The sequence below is a fragment of the Bartonella sp. B12(2025) genome (genome assembly GCF_053795135.1).
In genome coordinates this window covers 681,268-697,299 of the sequence record NZ_CP200031.1, presented here as the reverse complement: position 1 = coordinate 697,299, position 16,032 = coordinate 681,268, and the positions used below count along the sequence as shown (strand labels likewise).

Below are 16,032 nucleotides of genomic sequence, written 5' to 3'. Positions count from 1 at the left end.
TGACATGCGTGACACATATTATATAACAACTCCGATTTTTTATCCTAATGGAGCTCCACATATTGGACATGCCTATAGTGCGATTGCAAGCGATTCTTTAGCCCGTTTTCAACGATTAGATGGCAAAAATGTATTTTTTCTATCTGGTACGGATGAGCATGGTTTAAAGATGCAACAGACAGCAGAAACGTTAGGTGTAACACCTAAGAAACTTGCAGATCGCAACAGTGCTGTATTCCAAAAAATGCTTGCAACATTAAATTGTTCTAACGATGATTTCCTTCGCACGACAGAACAGCGGCACTATCAAGCTTGTCAAGAAATTTGGAAAAAAATGGAAGCAAATGGCGATATTTATCTTGGGCGTTATACCGGTTGGTATTCAGTCCGTCAGGAAGCTTATTATGAAGAAAAGGATACAGAAATTGGAGAAGATAAAATCCGTCGTGAGAAGGAATTAGGCTCTCCAGTTGAATGGAACGAAGAAGAGAGTTATTTTTTTAGACTTTCGCGTTATGAAAAAGCTCTTCTTGAATATTATGAAAAAAACCATGGTTTCATTGCTCCTACTGAACGGCGTAATGAAGTTATAAGCTTCATAAAATCAGGTTTAAAAGATATTTCTATTTCACGAGCGAATTTAAATTGGGGGATTAGTATTCCAAGTAATCCAAAGCATGTAATGTATGTTTGGGTTGATGCACTTACAAATTATTTGTCAGCAATTGGCTTTTTCGACGAAAATACAAAGAAACGTAATTTTTGGCCTGCAAATGTTCATATTATTGGTAAAGATATTATTCGTTTTCATGCAGTCTATTGGCCAGCGTTTTTAATGTCTGCTGGAATTGAGTTACCTAAGCGTATTTTTGCGCATGGTTTTTTACTCAATCGCAGTGCAAAAATGTCAAAGTCCATTGGAAATGTAGTTGATCCTTTTGAAATGGTTGACAATTATGGTCTTGATCAGGTGCGTTATTTTCTTCTTCGTGAAGTACCATTTGGACAAGATGGCAGCTATAGCCATGATAGTTTTGTGAATCGCATTAATGCAGATCTTGCTAATGATCTTGGAAATTTGGTGCAGCGCTCTTTGTCTATGATTGCCAAAAATTGCGATGCAAAAGTTCCTACACCAACTATATTTTTAGTTCAAGATAAACAGCTTTTAGAACAATCTCTTCAAGCGCTTGAAACTTTACGCCAAGCTATGTCTTCTCAAGAGATTCATTTAGCACTTTCAGCTATTTTTTCGGTCGTAGCAGATGCTAATCGCTACTTTGCCAGTGAACAACCTTGGAGTTTACGAAAAAATAATCCAGAAAGATTTTCTACAGTTCTTTATGTAACTGTAGAAGTTTTGCGGCGAATAGGGATTATGCTATTGCCTTTCATGCCGCAATCAGCGGCCAAGATTCTTGATAGCCTTGCAATTGCTGAAGAAGATCGATTATTACATCATATAAATAGTTCAAAAATTCAACAAGGCATTAATCTTCCACCACCAGAACCAATCTTTCCCCGTTATATCCTTAAGAAAGATGATACCCATCATGCTAATTGACACACATTGCCATCTTGATTTTGAGGATTTTACGCAAAAATTAGACAGTACTATTCAACGAGCTTTAGAGGCCGACGTTGGACGTATGATAACGATTTCAACACGTGTTCACGAATTGGATAAGCTTCTAGAAATTACACAAACATATGATCAAGTATTTTGTTCGGTTGGTACACATCCAAATCATGCGCATGAAGAACAGAACATAACAGCTGAAAAGCTTATTTATCTATCGACACATCCCAAAATTGTTGCTTTTGGGGAAACAGGCCTTGATTATCATTATGATTATTCTTCACCGGAAGAGCAACAGAAAATTTTCCAAGAGCATATTATTGCTTCTCGAGAGACACAGCTGCCTATTGTCATTCATTCACGTAATGCTGATACAGATATGGAGCGAATATTACGTGAACAGATAAAAGAAGGGGCTTTCCCATTTGTATTGCATTGTTATTCTTCTGGAATGCAACTTGCTCGTGCTGGCATTGAACTTGGTGGTTATATATCTTTTTCAGGTATCCTTACTTTTAAAAATGCTTCTGGAGTTCGTGACATAGCAAAAATTGTACCTCATAAGCATTTATTAGTTGAAACAGATGCACCATTTTTAGCGCCTGTTCCTCATCGAGGAAAAATCAATGAGCCATCTTTTGTGCGTTATACAGCGGCTACTTTGGCCGAAACTATCGGCTTAAGCATTGAAGAAACAGCTCAGATAACGACGCAAAATGCTTTTCGTTTATTTAGCAAGATAAAGTAAGGCAAAAAAGATATGTTTGATCTATACCGGTTTACAATATTAGGTTGTGGTCCTTCTCCGGGAGTACCACGCCCCAATGGCGATTGGGGAGCTTGTGATCCGCATAATTTCAAGAATAAACGTTATAGAAGTTCTTTATTAATTGAACGTATTCACACATCAGGAAAAAAAACAACGGTTATTATTGATACTGGACCAGACTTTCGGTCACAAATGATAGATGCACGCGTGAGCTATCTTGATGCTGCACTTTATACACATTCTCATGCAGACCATATTCACGGTATTGATGATTTACGCAGCTATGCACTTGCACAAAAATGTCTGATAGATATTTATGCAGATGCGTTTACACTGGGACATTTGAAAAATGCTTTTGGCTATTGTTTTCAAACACCAAAAGGTTCGTCTTATTCACCCATTTTAAAAGCGCATCTTATTAATGAAGATAGCGAATTTATAATTCAAGGGCAGGGTGGAGCAATAAATGTTAGTACACATTTACAATTTCACGGGACTGCTCATTCCTTAGGTTTTCGTATTGGAAATGTTGCTTATTGTACAGACGTTAGTGAGTTTCCTAAAAAAACATTACCAAAATTGATGAATTTGGATGTTTTAATTATTGAAGCTCTTCAGTTTAAATCTCATCCAAGCCATCTTTCAGTTGATCAAGCGTTACAATGGATAAAATATCTAAAGCCAAAACAAGCTATATTAACACATATGGACAAATCACTTGATTACGATGAGGTTGTAAACTATACCCCTCCACATATTAAGCCTGCATATCAAGGCCTTATTTTCGAAACAGAAATACCGCTCATTGTCTAAAACTAAGGTTAATTTTTGGCATTATATTGTTTTTTATAGGAATATTGTGTCCAATATGAGTTTTTTATGTGTAGATGTTTTGTGTCGGGGATACTATGTTTATTTTAGCAGTAATAGTCCTGTTGGTAATTGCTCCACAGTGGTAGAGTCTTGAAAGTTAGAGTAGATTTACAGGTGAGTTACAGCCTTCTATACATTCTCCTTTCTATTCTATTTTGTTAGTCACATGAAAATGATCTTCTTGCTGGTATGGGGGGAGGGAAAACATTTGATGAAAATTTGCGTAGTGAACCCAGGGACTTAAAGTCGTGCAGTTTTGATAAAGCTGAATTTATGGCCTCTAATCCAAATATAATGGGAAATGTGTTGCAGCAGCTTATAAGTGATATTTTTAAAGTTAAATATTTTTGTCAAATTTTAGACATAATTATGTTGCAAAGGTGAATAGCGTGTTAAAAATGTGATTAATGTGTCTAAAGGAAGTTTTTCCTATTTAAGTAGGTTATTTATCTTCTTTTGTTCTGTATCACGTTATCGCATAATATATATTATGGAACTTTTAAAAGCAGAAAGGATATGTATTATGGCAGCAGCACTTTGGGGAGCACTCGCATCATTGATATGGATATTCTCAACAAAAGCGACCAGTATCTGGAATTTGTGGTGGGTACCATTTTCTTGAAAAAGCTCTATGAACTTTATCAAAACAAGATTGAGCCAGGACTACTAGCTCAATCTTGTTTTTAGATCTAATAGTCTGTTACAATGGTATCAGTAGCATCAGTTATGTGATTTCTTTTAAAAAAGATCATCATAATTTGTAATGCCATAAGAATTAAGAACAATATCCCATAAAGTAATACAAGAATCTGGTAATTGAAATCAGAATGGTACATTGTCATCACGAGTACTTCTGTAAAAGCTGCGATGCACCACAGAACAACTCCCCACGGCGAATACATCCAAAGTCCAATCAACGCTATAGGATAAGCGATAGCTAATGTACCTGATAAAAGCTGCCACTGCCATGGCATGAGATCAAAGCGCCATAGAACTCCTGGGAATACCCCAACAAGACGTAGCCAATAAAGAACACTTAAACCCAAGCAAATTAGTGCTAAAAATCGCAAATAAAAACTATAAATTAATAGAAATAGATTGTTTTTTACAATCTTTTTTTGAGGACTACTTATCAAAACAATAATTCTCGCTTAACGGGTTGAAAATAGGTATCGATCATATCATCTGTTATATCTAAGAGTTTATCTGGCTGCCATTTAGGTGTTTTATCCTTTTCAATTAGCATTGCACGCACACCTTCATAGAAATCATGTGAGTTAATCATATGGTGTGCGATACGGTTTTCAATCTTCATGCAATCTTCTAAAGTTTGAGGTGAGTTTTGTTTCATTTGTTTCCAGATAATTTTTAAACTAGTTGGAGAACGTAATTGCAAAATATCATAGCATTCTTTGGCAAACAAAGATCCTTCATTACTTTTTTTATGAAGCAATTCCATACATTTCTCTAATGTGTGAGCACCAAAACAAGTACTGATGACAGAGCGTGTTTCATGACTTGTTTCATAGTCTTTTGTGACTGTTCGTTTTTTTAAAGCTAAAATAGGATTTCCTTGCTCAATAATAAATTTTTTAACCATATTGAGTTCAATTTCAGGAACTGCATGAGTTGCTAGTCCTAAGCTTAAACAATCTCCCCATTTTATGCGCGCACCAGTCAAGGCAAGATAAACACCAAAATAATTTGGAAGAGGTGGCAAAAAGAAGCTTGCACCAACATCTGTAAAAAATCCAATAGCTCCTTCTGGCATAGCAAAGAGTGTGTTTTCTGTAACAATCCGGTATGAACCGTGTATAGAAATCCCTACTCCTCCTCCCATACAAATACCATTCAAGAAAGAAACATAAGGTTTTGGAAAACGTCTAATATAAGCATTTAAACGATATTGATCGCTAAAATATTTATAAAAAGAGGTTGTTTTTCCCATATGATAGACTTCTACAACATCTCCACCAGCACAGAAGGCACGTCCCTCCCCTTCAACTAAGATGCAAGAAACATCATCATCTTTTTCCCATGTACTGAGAGCTTTTTTAAAAGCGATAACCATTCGATGATTAAGAGCGTTTAACGTGGAAGGACGTGTGAGCTTTATAATACCAGCATGCCCCTCTTTTATAAAGGAAATGTCATCACCTGCCCCAAAATCAATTTGCATTTTATATCTTTCTTAAAGTACGTATTTTATTGTTTTTACTGTTTTTTTTAGCACCTAACTGTGGAAATAGCTGCATGACAGCACCAATACAATACATATAAATGCCTGTTACGGAAATTCCTATCTTAACCCAATATGGGGCATTAAGCTGGTAAAAGAATGCGGCAATACCAAAAGAACACCATAAGAGAAAAATTGAAAAATTAAGCCTACGCAAACGAATGACTCTTACTGGATGAATGAAATAAATTGGTAAAAAAGATATAATTGCTGATAAGGCAATAATGGTGAAAGCAATCCACTCTCCTGGATTTACTACAAAAAGCATAAAAACCATCATATTCCAAACTACGGGGAATCCTTTAAAAAAGTTTTCTTTGGTTTTCATTCCAGTATCTGCGTAATAAATAGCTGACGAAATAACAATGATAGCACTCAATAAAAACGATAGTCCTGAACCCACAAACCCACTTTGATAAAGCGCAAACGCTGGAATTAATACATAAGTTACGTAATCAATAATGTTGTCCAATAGTTCTCCCGACCATGTGGGGAGCACATATTTAACATCAAGTTTGCGCGCAATTGGTCCATCGATACCGTCAACGATAAGGGCAAGTCCGAGCCAGCAAAACATGGCAGTCCATTCTTTTTCAGATGCAGATATAAGAGAAAGAAATGCTAGAAATGAGCCAGAGGCTGTTAATAAATGAACAGAAAAAGCTTTTGCTTGTGGCATCGTCACTGTTTTATGGCGCAAAAGACCAGCTTTAGTTTTAATTTTTTTTGTCAGTTTATGTTTCAAGTTTTTTTTATCCTCATTTCTCAAGTTTTCATCTATTTCCCAATACTCTATCTTTCCTTTATGGTATGATTCGAACGTAAAAAGCACAAAAAAATTACTTTTTTATATCGCATCATTTAATACATAAATATAATAGAAAAACTTCACATAATATAAAGAGATTGTTCATTCAGAAATATTAAAACTATAGATAAATGGGAAAGGCTTAAGTAGTCGTGACATTTAAAAAAAATAAGTATAAAGATATTGCTGTTATTGGTGCAGGCCCAGTCGGTATGTTAGCAGCGCTTAGTTTTGCACATAGAGGATATTCTGTTTTTCTTATTGGTCCGCCTACCCATGCAGATGAATTACGGACAACTGCTCTTATGATGCCAGCAATTCATATGCTTCAAAAACTTAATATTTGGAATACTCTCAAACATCATGCTGCAGCTTTATCTTTCATCAAAATCATTGATATAACATCTAGGGTTGTACGTGCTCCTATCGTAAATTTTTGTTCTACTGAAATTGGTGAAGAGGCTTTTGGTTATAATGTACCTAACATAAAATTAATGAATGCTTTAGCCGATTCTGTTGCACATACGCCAGGTATCCTAAGACTTTTTTCTTCGGCAAAATCTTTTCATTATCAACAAAATCATATATGCGTTACTCTTGCGGATGGCAAAGTCATTCACGCACCACTTGTTGTTGCTGCTGATGGACGCCATTCTCCAACACGCGCAGCAGCTGGTATCAGTATCAAACAGTGGAGTTATTCGCAAACAGCACTAGTTTTGAATTTTTCTCATGATTTTTCCCATCAAAATACATCAACTGAATTTCATACAGAAAATGGTCCATTTACACAGGTTCCACTACCCGGACATCATAGGTCTAGTCTTGTATGGGTTGTCAAGCCTTCTCGCGCTAAGGAACTATTGAATATAGAGCCAAAAGCAATTGCAAAAGTGATTGAAGATCAGATGCAGTCAATGCTTGGAAAGCTGACGCTAGAAACATCAGTTCAAGCATGGCCCCTTTCAGGATTGATTTCTCATCGTTTTGCTGCCAATCGGACGATTTTAGTGGGTGAAGCAGCCCATGTCCTCCCTCCTATTGGGGCACAGGGATTAAATTTAGGGTTTCGTGATGTTCAAACTTTGATTGATATTTTACCCAGCCAAATATCCAGTTTTAACCCTGAAATGATTGTTGCACATTATAATCGATGCCGTAAACCTGATATATTGATCCGGAGTGGAGCTATTCACACGCTCAACTCTGCTCTACTTTCCAATATATTACCTGTTCATATTATACGAAGCATTGGGCTTGGATTATTACGTAATTGCTCACCGTTACGTAATTTATTTATGCGGGAAGGAATGTATCCCGGTTACGGATTCAAAGAAATTACGCAAATATTCCAAAGAAATCGTCTAAAAAAACTCATTGATATAATAAAAAGTGAATGACGCTGATGAAAACAGTGCATAATGCAACAAAAATGATATAAGTCGAAGATACAAAAAGCAGCTTTGATGACGTAAAATGCCATTACTTATAAAGGAATATTTCTGGTTTTCACATTTTTATTAAACACTTAAACTTGAGCACCATTTCGTTTTACAAATCATTTTGTTCGGAAAAAAGCTATTACATATATTTAGTATATGTTGATATAAATAAGAGCAAATTAACTTATAATAGATATATTTTTTCTAGGTAACATGCCTTTTTGCAAGTAAGTATATTAATTCATCGCGTAAAAAATAAAAATCTCGAAATTTTTTTATTACTAATCTAGGATCTGTTCAATGAGATTATACCGAAGGGGGCTAATTCCAAAAGGTGCTTTTTACAAGCTGCTCATGTGAAAAGTTTTTGTAAAATCAGGAATGTGGGATGTTAAAGAAAATCCTATAGGTGCCATACGAACATCAAAAGTCAGACTTATCGACGAACAATAATGTAATTTTTTACATCAGTTACCTAATGATATGGATATTGTAAAACTGTATTTTAAAATAAGTAAAGAAGAAAAACGACTTTAAATAGTCAATGTAAAGTTTTTAAAGTTTGCGTCATTAAGTATAAACATTGAAAATAAAACAGTCTTGGGAACCTGTTGGCAATACAAAGGTTAATGAAGTATTGTTTCGACAAATGGTGACAAGATGAGACTAAGTAAAATTTTGAAGTCAAGTACTTTTTTTGTGGTGATTATATCTCTCTTAACTATAATCACAGTTTCAAAGCTTTTCTCTGCTCCCTATTGTCAAGATTCTGCGTATACCTTCACAAAAGATACCACTAAACCAGGCCAAAACTCATTTACTGCTTCGCAAATTAAAAACTGTCTCATACAAAATGGTTTCACGAATATTAAACGATTGCGTTTAGATGATAAAGGCATTTGGCGTGCTTTAGTAGAATTTAAAAAATGTCATTTTCTCGTATCAGTTGATTATTCTGGGACAGTTAGCATTCACAATGAAGGGAAAAAATATGATTGATTTTAAAACTTATAGCAATATTAATTCTAATCGCTGTGAGAGAACTTTTTTCAAAAAAATCTGTCATTCTATTAAAGAACCCGCTTTCATTGGGAGTTTAAATGGCAGTGTATCAGGAGCAATCGCGGCAATTCTTGCAGCTTATGGTCATATTGCTCTGCCGGGATTTGGTCCAATTATCGCAATGGGTATAGGTATAGCACTTTTCATAGGAATGATAATTGGTGCAATGATAGGATCAATAATAGGTATTTTTGTCGGTACACTTTGTGTTTTTATAGGAGATTTATACACATCACAATAATTATTGCTCTTCTAAATTTTGTCATGAATAGAAAGTTGGCGTCTATTATGGATGTTATGGATGAAGTACTGGCTAAATTATAAAAGTTCTTTATCTAAATTTTCACTACATCTTTTAAGAATCTGCTTTTTTAAAAGCATCTCTTGAAGAAGAGTAGTAGAAATATAAGTATATCTGTAAAAAAGCCGTATATTTAAGAGATAAGGGAGATCGTTCTAGATATGCCTCATCCTTCTAGATATGTTTAAATGTGTATAAAAAGAGTTATTTTTATCTTATAGATTTTTTCTGTTAATCATACTTTTCTAGGAAAGTATGATTTAGAAAATTTGAGGAAAACATAAAATTACGTGGAACATAAAAAACGTTTTGTGCTATATTTGGTATTGCTTTTTATATAATTAATTTTCAGAAAAAATTTTTTAAAAGTCCATAAAAATTATTTAAAGTTAATACAAAAAGGTGCTGTATGAATAAATTTTTCTTTCACTTCTTAGCTTTACTAACGTTTTCAACTGATGTTATGGCATTGGCAAATTCTATGCAGATAAATATTTATGAGCTAAAAAATAACAACACAAAAAAGCCTATTGGTACAATTGAAATTAAAGAAAATAAATATGGTTTGATTTTTACACCAAATTTATCCACCTTACCAGAAGGCTTGCACGGTTTTCATGTACATGTAAATCCTTCATGTGACGCGAAAAATGGTGTAATTGGTGGTGCCGCAGGTGGACATTATGACCCAGAGCATACTAATAAACACCTTGGACCTTATAATATTAATGGTCACTTTGGTGATTTACCTGCACTTTATGTCGATGATAAAGGGCGGTCAACAATGAGCATTCTCGCCCCACGAATTAAAAAACTTTCAGAGATAAAAGGACATTCATTAATAATTCATTTAGGAGGAGATAATCAATCAGATAAACCATTACCATTTGGTGGAGGTGGTGCGCGTTTGGCATGTGGTATTATTGAAGAATAAACCCATCATAAGTTAATTTAAAAGCTGTTAACATAGCTGCTTAACCCCTATCCGTTTGGAAGTATCATTCTGTACTCAGAAGGCATAATGATCCCATAAATATTTCTTCAAAGTTGCTCTTTTCACGGGTGAATTTCCAAATTTCCAAGAGCAACGTAGGTTGTTATCAGAATTTTTATAGCGCACATCCACATCAGCTGAAAGAAGGAAGAAAATGAGTTTGCAAAACAGTTTTATCTTTGACATAAGCCATCAAAAATCATGGTTATCTGAAAGGCACTTTGCATAATTTTATAGAGCATATTTTTCTAAATGATATTGTTCAAATTTTTTTTGGCAAAAAACTTCTTCTATTATTACTTTAAAAAAATATTCTTGCCCATCTTCATAATGTTCGAAAACATTGCCTGTATTATAAAAATGGATTGATACAGATACATTTTCGCACTTATATTCTTATTCAAGTATTTTGAACACGGAGAAAATTACCACCAGAATGAGCTTATTATCAAAATACCCTAAGAAGATATTTTAATGAAGCGTATAAAATATGAAGCTTAAGTTTTAGATGTTTCTCTTTTCTAGTTTAGGTGAATTCTAATTTTTTTTATTATGATTCATGTAATCATCTTTAAATAAAAGTTCTTACGAAAAGTAAACAATGCATTCATGATGCAATGCTTCTAGTACCATCCTACAGCAATTTGCGCTTCTTCTGACATGCAGTCAGGTGTCCATGGTGGATCAAAAGTCATGGTAACCTCAACGTGCAAAACACCTTCAACTGCACCTACGGCATTTTCTACCCACTTCGGCATTTCACCTGCAACGGGACACCCTGGTGCTGTAAGAGTCATTTCAATTTTTACCGAACGATCATCTTCAATATCAATACGATAAATCAATCCTAGCTCATAAATATCAGCAGGAATCTCCGGATCATAAACTGTTTTGAGAGCCGCAATAATATCATTCGTCATACGATCAATTTCATCTGATGGAATTGCTGAAATGTAAGATTTTTTATTTTCGCTTACAGTTTCAACAGATTCTGTAGAATAATTCTCTTCAATTGATTTAGCCATTAAAAAATGTCCTTGCTTTTTCTAATGCTTCCACTAGTTGATCAATATCTTCATGATTATTATACATGGCTAACGATGCACGACAAACAGATGTTAAACCAAAATGTTGTAATAAAGGTTGTGCACAATGCGTTCCTGCACGTATAGCAACACCCTGCCGATCAATAAACATAGCGATATCATGTGCGTGGATGCCTTCCATCTCAAAAGAAATAATAGCATCTTTATGAGGAGAACGGCCATAAATACGCAATGATTTAACCGTTTCAAGCCTTTCATGTGCATAGGATAAAAGCGATATTTCATGTGCATGAATAGCATTTCTATCTTTTTTCTCCAAATAATCAATAGCAGCAGCTAATCCAATAGCTTCAGCGATGGGAGGAGTACCTGCTTCAAAGCGGTAGGGGGGAGCATTATAAAAAACCTTATCAATAGTTACATCCTCAATCATTTCCCCTCCCCCCTGAAAAGGGTGCATTTCTTCTAGCCTACGTTCTTTACCATAGAGAACACCTATACCTGTTGGGCCATAAAGCTTATGACCCGTAAAGACATACCAGTCACAATCAAGGTCTTGCACATCAGCTGTTAAATGTACTGCTCCTTGAGAACCATCAACAAGAACAGGAATGGCATTTTGATGTGATAGCTTAATCACTTCTTTAACAGAAGGCACAGTTCCCAACACATTGGACATATGAGTAATAGCAACAAGCTTCGTTTTATCACTTAAAGCATTTTTAAAATCTTCAATATGTAAAATACCATTCTCATCAACTGGGACGAAAACGAGTTTAACGTCTTTGCGTTCACGAATAAAATGCCAAGGAATAATATTTGAGTGATGCTCCATAATAGTAAGAACAATTTCATCACCTTTATTCAATTTGAACATTCCCCAACCGTAAGCAACAGTATTAATAGCTTCTGTCGCACTTTTGGTAAAAACAATCTCTCTCGCTGTTTGAGCATTTAAAAAAGCTCGAACTGTTTCGCGAGCACTTTCATAAGATTGTGTGGCCGCATTCGATAAAAAATGCATCCCTCGATGTACATTTGCATAACGACATTGATAGAAATTATCCATCGCATTAAGTACATATTGAGGTTTTTGAGAAGATGCAGCACTGTCAAGATAAGCCAACCGTTTACCATAAACATTACAGTGTAAAATAGGGAAATCACAGCGAATTTCCTCTACATTATAACTCAATGTTTGTACGTCACTTTCCATTTTTTGCCTTAAACATTTTTTTCTAACCATTTGCAAATGATATTTTTCAAAACAGTTTGGATACTATCTTGCTTGATGTCATCAATTAACTCAGAAATAAATCCTTTAATTAAAAGTGCATAAGCAGTTTTAAAAGGGATACCACGCGCCATTAGATAAAAAAGATAATCATGATTAATATTGGCAACTGTCGCACCATGACCACATGCAACATCATCAGCAAAAATTTCTAGTTCAGGCTTTGCATCAAATTCCGCATCATCTGAAAGAATAAGGCTGTTACAGGCCATACGCGCATCTGTTTTTTGAGCTTTTTTAGCAACACGTATTATTCCTTGAAAAACACCAACTGCCTTATCCGTGACCACATTGCGTACAATTTCAGTTGAAGTTGATTTTTCTTCAACGTGACGAACAGTCATCGTAAGATCGTTATGCGTCTGTCCCGATAATAAATTTATGACTCGTAATTGAAAGTTAGATTCTTCTCCCTGTAATTCAACATCAATTTCCTGACGGTTAAGTTGACTACCTATATTAATTACATAAAGTGATAATTTTGCTCCTTGGCCAAGAACAGCACACAATCTGCTAAACTGGGTAGAATTAAAACCACGATTCCGAACAATGACCCATGTAACATCACTATAAGCGGCGACATCTAATGAAAATATTGAACTGACAAAGGTATCTTTATCATTGCCAATCTGGTGTTCAATAAAAACTGCTTGACTGTTTTTATTAATTTTTATGTCTGAAAAAGTATGGGATTGCCCACCCATTTGAATATTTTGTAACTCAATAGGAACATTTAATTTCGTATTTTCAGGAATATAAAAAAGCCAACCATCCGTAACAAAAGCTGTATTTAATTGTCCAATAAAATCTTCATCAGAAATGATTTGATCTATCTTTACAGAATTTTCTTTTAATTCATCTGCAAGACGTTTTGCCGTAATATTTTTCACGTTTGGCTGTGTAGATGTTTTTCCATTTATGATAGAAAAAACAGCGCTCTCTGAAAGCAATGTGTCAACAAATTGTCCATCACTTACTTCTGAAAAACTACTAACAGACTTCAGTAATGTGCGCAGATTAGTATAGTGCCAACTTTCGATTTTACGTGAAGGAAGTCGTGTAGTTTGAAACAATTCGATAGCTTTTTCACGGACTGCCTGCACATTTTTATCGCCAGGTAAATCGCTTATACATAAATTGAAATTATTGATAATATCTTTTTCAACTGTTAACAACTTTTGCTGTGGGTTCATATTCAATGACCTCAAGCCGCTTCACTGATAAGATCAGCATATCCATTTTGTTCCAAATAAAGTGCTAATGATTTATCACCACTTTTAATAATACGTCCTTTATAAAGAACATGTACCGTATCAGGAATAATATAATTAAGCAGGCGTTGATAATGAGTAATAACCAAAAATAAACGCTTTGAATCCCGAAGTTTATTAACACCATCTGCAACAATTTTCAGTGCATCAATATCTAAACCTGAATCCGTTTCATCTAAAATGCAAAGTTTGGGTTCAAGAAGCGCCATTTGTAAAATTTCAGCTCGTTTTTTTTCTCCACCTGAAAAACCCACATTTAAAGGACGTTTTAGCATATCCATATCTATTTCGAGTTTTGAAGAAATTTCTTTAACACATTTTATAAATTCAGGAATTTTAAGCTCTTCCTCACCACGAGCTTTGCGTTGAGAATTCATTGCAACTTTTAAAAACTCCATCGTCGCCACTCCAGGTATTTCCATTGGATATTGAAATGCAAGAAAAACACCATGTGCAGCACGTTCTGCTGGATCCATTCCTAAAAGCGACTGTCCATCATAAAGAATATCACCCTCTATCACTTCATAATCATCACGACCAGCAAGCAAATAAGACAAAGTTGATTTTCCGGCTCCATTTTGTCCCATGATAGCAGCAACTTCACCATCTTGAACAGTCAAGTTTAAACCGCGAATAACTTCTGTATCGGTCCCAGCAATGCGGGCACGCAAATTTTTTATCTCTAACATAATTTAATCCTGTTCTGGCCGTTTTGCATCAAATGCACTATTTACCTAAACAATTACCCCACACTACCTTCAAGGCTGATACCGATGAGCTTTTGTGCCTCAACAGCAAATTCCATTGGAAGTTTTTGAATAACCTCTTTTACAAAACCATTTACAATTAATGCAACAGCTTCTTCTTCAGGAACTCCTCGCTGCATAACATAAAAAAGCTGATCATCAGAAATTTTTGATGTTGTCGCTTCATGTTCAAATTGAGCTGTCGCATTTTTTGCCTCAATATAAGGTACTGTATGAGCACCACAATCATTACCAATTAACAAACTATCACATTGCGTAAAATTACGTGCATTCTGTGCCTTTCGGTGTGCTGTAACTTGTCCCCGATAAGTGTTATTTGAAAAACCAGCAGAAATGCCTTTGGAAACAATACGACTTGATGTATTTTTCCCCAAATGAATCATTTTTGTACCGGAATCGATTTGTTGATGACCATTTGCAACAGCAATAGAATAAAATTCCCCACGCGAGTTATCACCACGAAGTAAGCAAGATGGATATTTCCAAGTAATCGCAGAACCAGTTTCGATCTGTGTCCACGAAATTTTAGAATTATCACCCCTGCAATCTCCGCGCTTCGTCACAAAATTATAAATACCACCCTTACCATCTTTATCGCCAGGATACCAATTTTGTACTGTAGAATATTTAATTTCTGCATTTTTAAGTGCAACAAGCTCAACAACAGCAGCATGAAGTTGGTTTTCATCACGTTGAGGTGCCGTACACCCTTCAAGATAAGAAACATAGGAATTTTCATCTGCAATAATCAATGTTCGCTCAAATTGACCTGTATTGCGTTCATTAATCCGAAAATAGGTTGAAAGCTCCATAGGACAACGAACCCCTTTAGGAATATAAACAAATGAACCATCTGTAAAAACAGCTGCATTTAAGGCAGCATAATAATTATCACCCGCAGGTACAACCGTTCCTAAATATTGCTTAATAAGAGCAGGATGTTCGATAATTGCTTCTGAAATAGAGCAAAAAATAACACCAGAACGTGCCAACTCTTTTTTAAATGTTGTCACGACAGAAACAGAATCAAAAACAGCATCAACAGCCACTTGCCCTGATGCATAAATACTGTCATCAAAGGTAGAGGATTCAGACTGTTTTCTTACTCCTGCCAAAATTTCTTGTTCTTTGAGAGGAATGCCGAGTTTTTCATAGGTTGCTAATAACTCAGGATCCACTTCATCCAAAGATTTTGGTCCTGTATGATTTTTAGGAGCAGCATAATAATGAAGCTCTTGGAAATCAATTTTGGGATATTTAATGCGTGCCCAATCAGGCTCTTCCATTGTTAACCAACGGTGGAAAGCTTGTAAACGCCACGTCAGCATCCATTCAGGCTCATGTTTTTTAGCAGAAATAAACCTGATAATGTCTTCATCTAAACCTTTTGGAGCTTTATCCGTTTTAATTTTTGTTTCAAAGCCATATTTATACTGGTCAACATCTATTTCACGTACTTGGCGTATTGTTTCTTGCACTGCCGGCATAAATCTTCTCCATTTTTTGGCATCAAGAGCCGGTGATTAAAAATCTTGTTTTTTCATAAGACTGAAACGAGAAATTCATTCTCTAGGCTATATGCAAAGT

General features: G+C 35.2%; 15 protein-coding genes. 7 read left to right on the top strand and 8 right to left on the bottom strand.

Annotation, left to right across the window (positions count from 1 at the left end):
- The first annotated feature begins 4 nt into the window (after positions 1 to 4).
- Genes metG through V3564_RS03095 form a run of 3 tightly spaced genes read left to right on the top strand, consistent with a single transcriptional unit; the run spans position 5 to position 3,161 of the window.
- On the top strand, positions 5 to 1,564 hold the full coding sequence (gene metG, locus V3564_RS03105) for a methionine--tRNA ligase (RefSeq protein WP_455481353.1): 1,560 nt from the start codon (positions 5 to 7) through the stop codon (positions 1,562 to 1,564).
- Positions 1,554 to 2,327 carry a TatD family hydrolase gene (locus V3564_RS03100; protein WP_455481352.1) on the top strand — a complete coding sequence of 258 codons (774 nt, stop codon included), beginning with the start codon at positions 1,554 to 1,556 and terminating at the stop codon, positions 2,325 to 2,327. The genes metG and V3564_RS03100 overlap by 11 nt, the downstream gene beginning before the upstream one ends.
- 12 nt (positions 2,328 to 2,339) lie before the next feature.
- A complete protein-coding gene (locus V3564_RS03095) occupies positions 2,340 to 3,161 on the top strand; it encodes an MBL fold metallo-hydrolase (protein WP_455481351.1) in 822 nt (273 codons plus the stop codon).
- A 749-nt stretch (positions 3,162 to 3,910) separates the two neighbouring features.
- On the opposite strand, the gene V3564_RS03090 is transcribed toward V3564_RS03095, so the two are convergent.
- The 3 genes from V3564_RS03090 to pcsA are packed head-to-tail and all read right to left on the bottom strand — an operon-like array spanning position 3,911 to position 6,241.
- Positions 3,911 to 4,357, bottom strand: a complete 447-nt coding sequence (locus tag V3564_RS03090; protein ID WP_455481350.1) for a DUF6163 family protein — start codon at positions 4,355 to 4,357, stop codon at positions 3,911 to 3,913.
- Positions 4,354 to 5,400 carry an enoyl-CoA hydratase/isomerase family protein gene (locus tag V3564_RS03085; protein ID WP_455481349.1) on the bottom strand — a complete coding sequence of 349 codons (1,047 nt, stop codon included), beginning with the start codon at positions 5,398 to 5,400 and terminating at the stop codon, positions 4,354 to 4,356. The genes V3564_RS03090 and V3564_RS03085 overlap by 4 nt, the downstream gene beginning before the upstream one ends.
- A 1-nt stretch (position 5,401) precedes the next feature.
- The gene (gene pcsA, locus V3564_RS03080; RefSeq protein ID WP_455481447.1) at positions 5,402 to 6,241 is read right to left on the bottom strand and encodes a phosphatidylcholine synthase; all 840 of its coding nucleotides are present in this window, start codon (positions 6,239 to 6,241) and stop codon (positions 5,402 to 5,404) included.
- 179 nt (positions 6,242 to 6,420) lie between these two features.
- Between pcsA and V3564_RS03075 the strand changes: the two genes are divergently transcribed.
- The 4 genes from V3564_RS03075 (at position 6,421) to sodC (ending at position 10,007) form a co-directional block, all read left to right on the top strand.
- Entirely contained in the window at positions 6,421 to 7,668 is a 1,248-nt protein-coding gene (locus V3564_RS03075; protein WP_455481348.1) for a UbiH/UbiF family hydroxylase, read from the top strand.
- A 702-nt stretch (positions 7,669 to 8,370) separates the two neighbouring features.
- Positions 8,371 to 8,709 carry a hypothetical protein gene (locus V3564_RS03070; protein WP_455481347.1) on the top strand — a complete coding sequence of 113 codons (339 nt, stop codon included), beginning with the start codon at positions 8,371 to 8,373 and terminating at the stop codon, positions 8,707 to 8,709.
- Positions 8,687 to 9,013, top strand: coding sequence for a hypothetical protein (locus V3564_RS03065; protein WP_455481346.1), 327 nt, complete (start codon positions 8,687 to 8,689; stop codon positions 9,011 to 9,013). The genes V3564_RS03070 and V3564_RS03065 overlap by 23 nt, the downstream gene beginning before the upstream one ends.
- Before the next feature lie 469 nt (positions 9,014 to 9,482).
- Positions 9,483 to 10,007, top strand: a complete 525-nt coding sequence (sodC, locus tag V3564_RS03060; protein ID WP_455481345.1) for a superoxide dismutase [Cu-Zn] SodC — start codon at positions 9,483 to 9,485, stop codon at positions 10,005 to 10,007.
- 683 nt (positions 10,008 to 10,690) lie between these two features.
- On the opposite strand, the gene V3564_RS03055 is transcribed toward sodC, so the two are convergent.
- From V3564_RS03055 to sufB, 5 genes are read right to left on the bottom strand one after another with little or no spacing between them, the layout of a single operon-like run.
- On the bottom strand, positions 10,691 to 11,092 hold the full coding sequence (locus tag V3564_RS03055; RefSeq protein WP_455481344.1) for an SUF system Fe-S cluster assembly protein: 402 nt from the start codon (positions 11,090 to 11,092) through the stop codon (positions 10,691 to 10,693).
- The gene (locus tag V3564_RS03050; RefSeq protein WP_455481343.1) at positions 11,085 to 12,329 is read right to left on the bottom strand and encodes a cysteine desulfurase; all 1,245 of its coding nucleotides are present in this window, start codon (positions 12,327 to 12,329) and stop codon (positions 11,085 to 11,087) included. Before V3564_RS03050 ends, V3564_RS03055 begins: the two co-directional genes overlap by 8 nt.
- Before the next feature lie 8 nt (positions 12,330 to 12,337).
- Positions 12,338 to 13,600, bottom strand: a complete 1,263-nt coding sequence (gene sufD / locus V3564_RS03045) for a Fe-S cluster assembly protein SufD (RefSeq protein WP_455481342.1) — start codon at positions 13,598 to 13,600, stop codon at positions 12,338 to 12,340.
- A gap of 11 nt (positions 13,601 to 13,611) precedes the next feature.
- Complete coding sequence (gene sufC, locus V3564_RS03040) at positions 13,612 to 14,367, bottom strand: Fe-S cluster assembly ATPase SufC (protein ID WP_455481341.1); 756 nt, start codon at positions 14,365 to 14,367, stop codon at positions 13,612 to 13,614.
- Positions 14,368 to 14,420: 53 nt separating this feature from the next.
- Positions 14,421 to 15,932, bottom strand: coding sequence for a Fe-S cluster assembly protein SufB (gene sufB, locus V3564_RS03035; protein ID WP_455481340.1), 1,512 nt, complete (start codon positions 15,930 to 15,932; stop codon positions 14,421 to 14,423).
- Positions 15,933 to 16,032 lie beyond the last annotated feature (100 nt).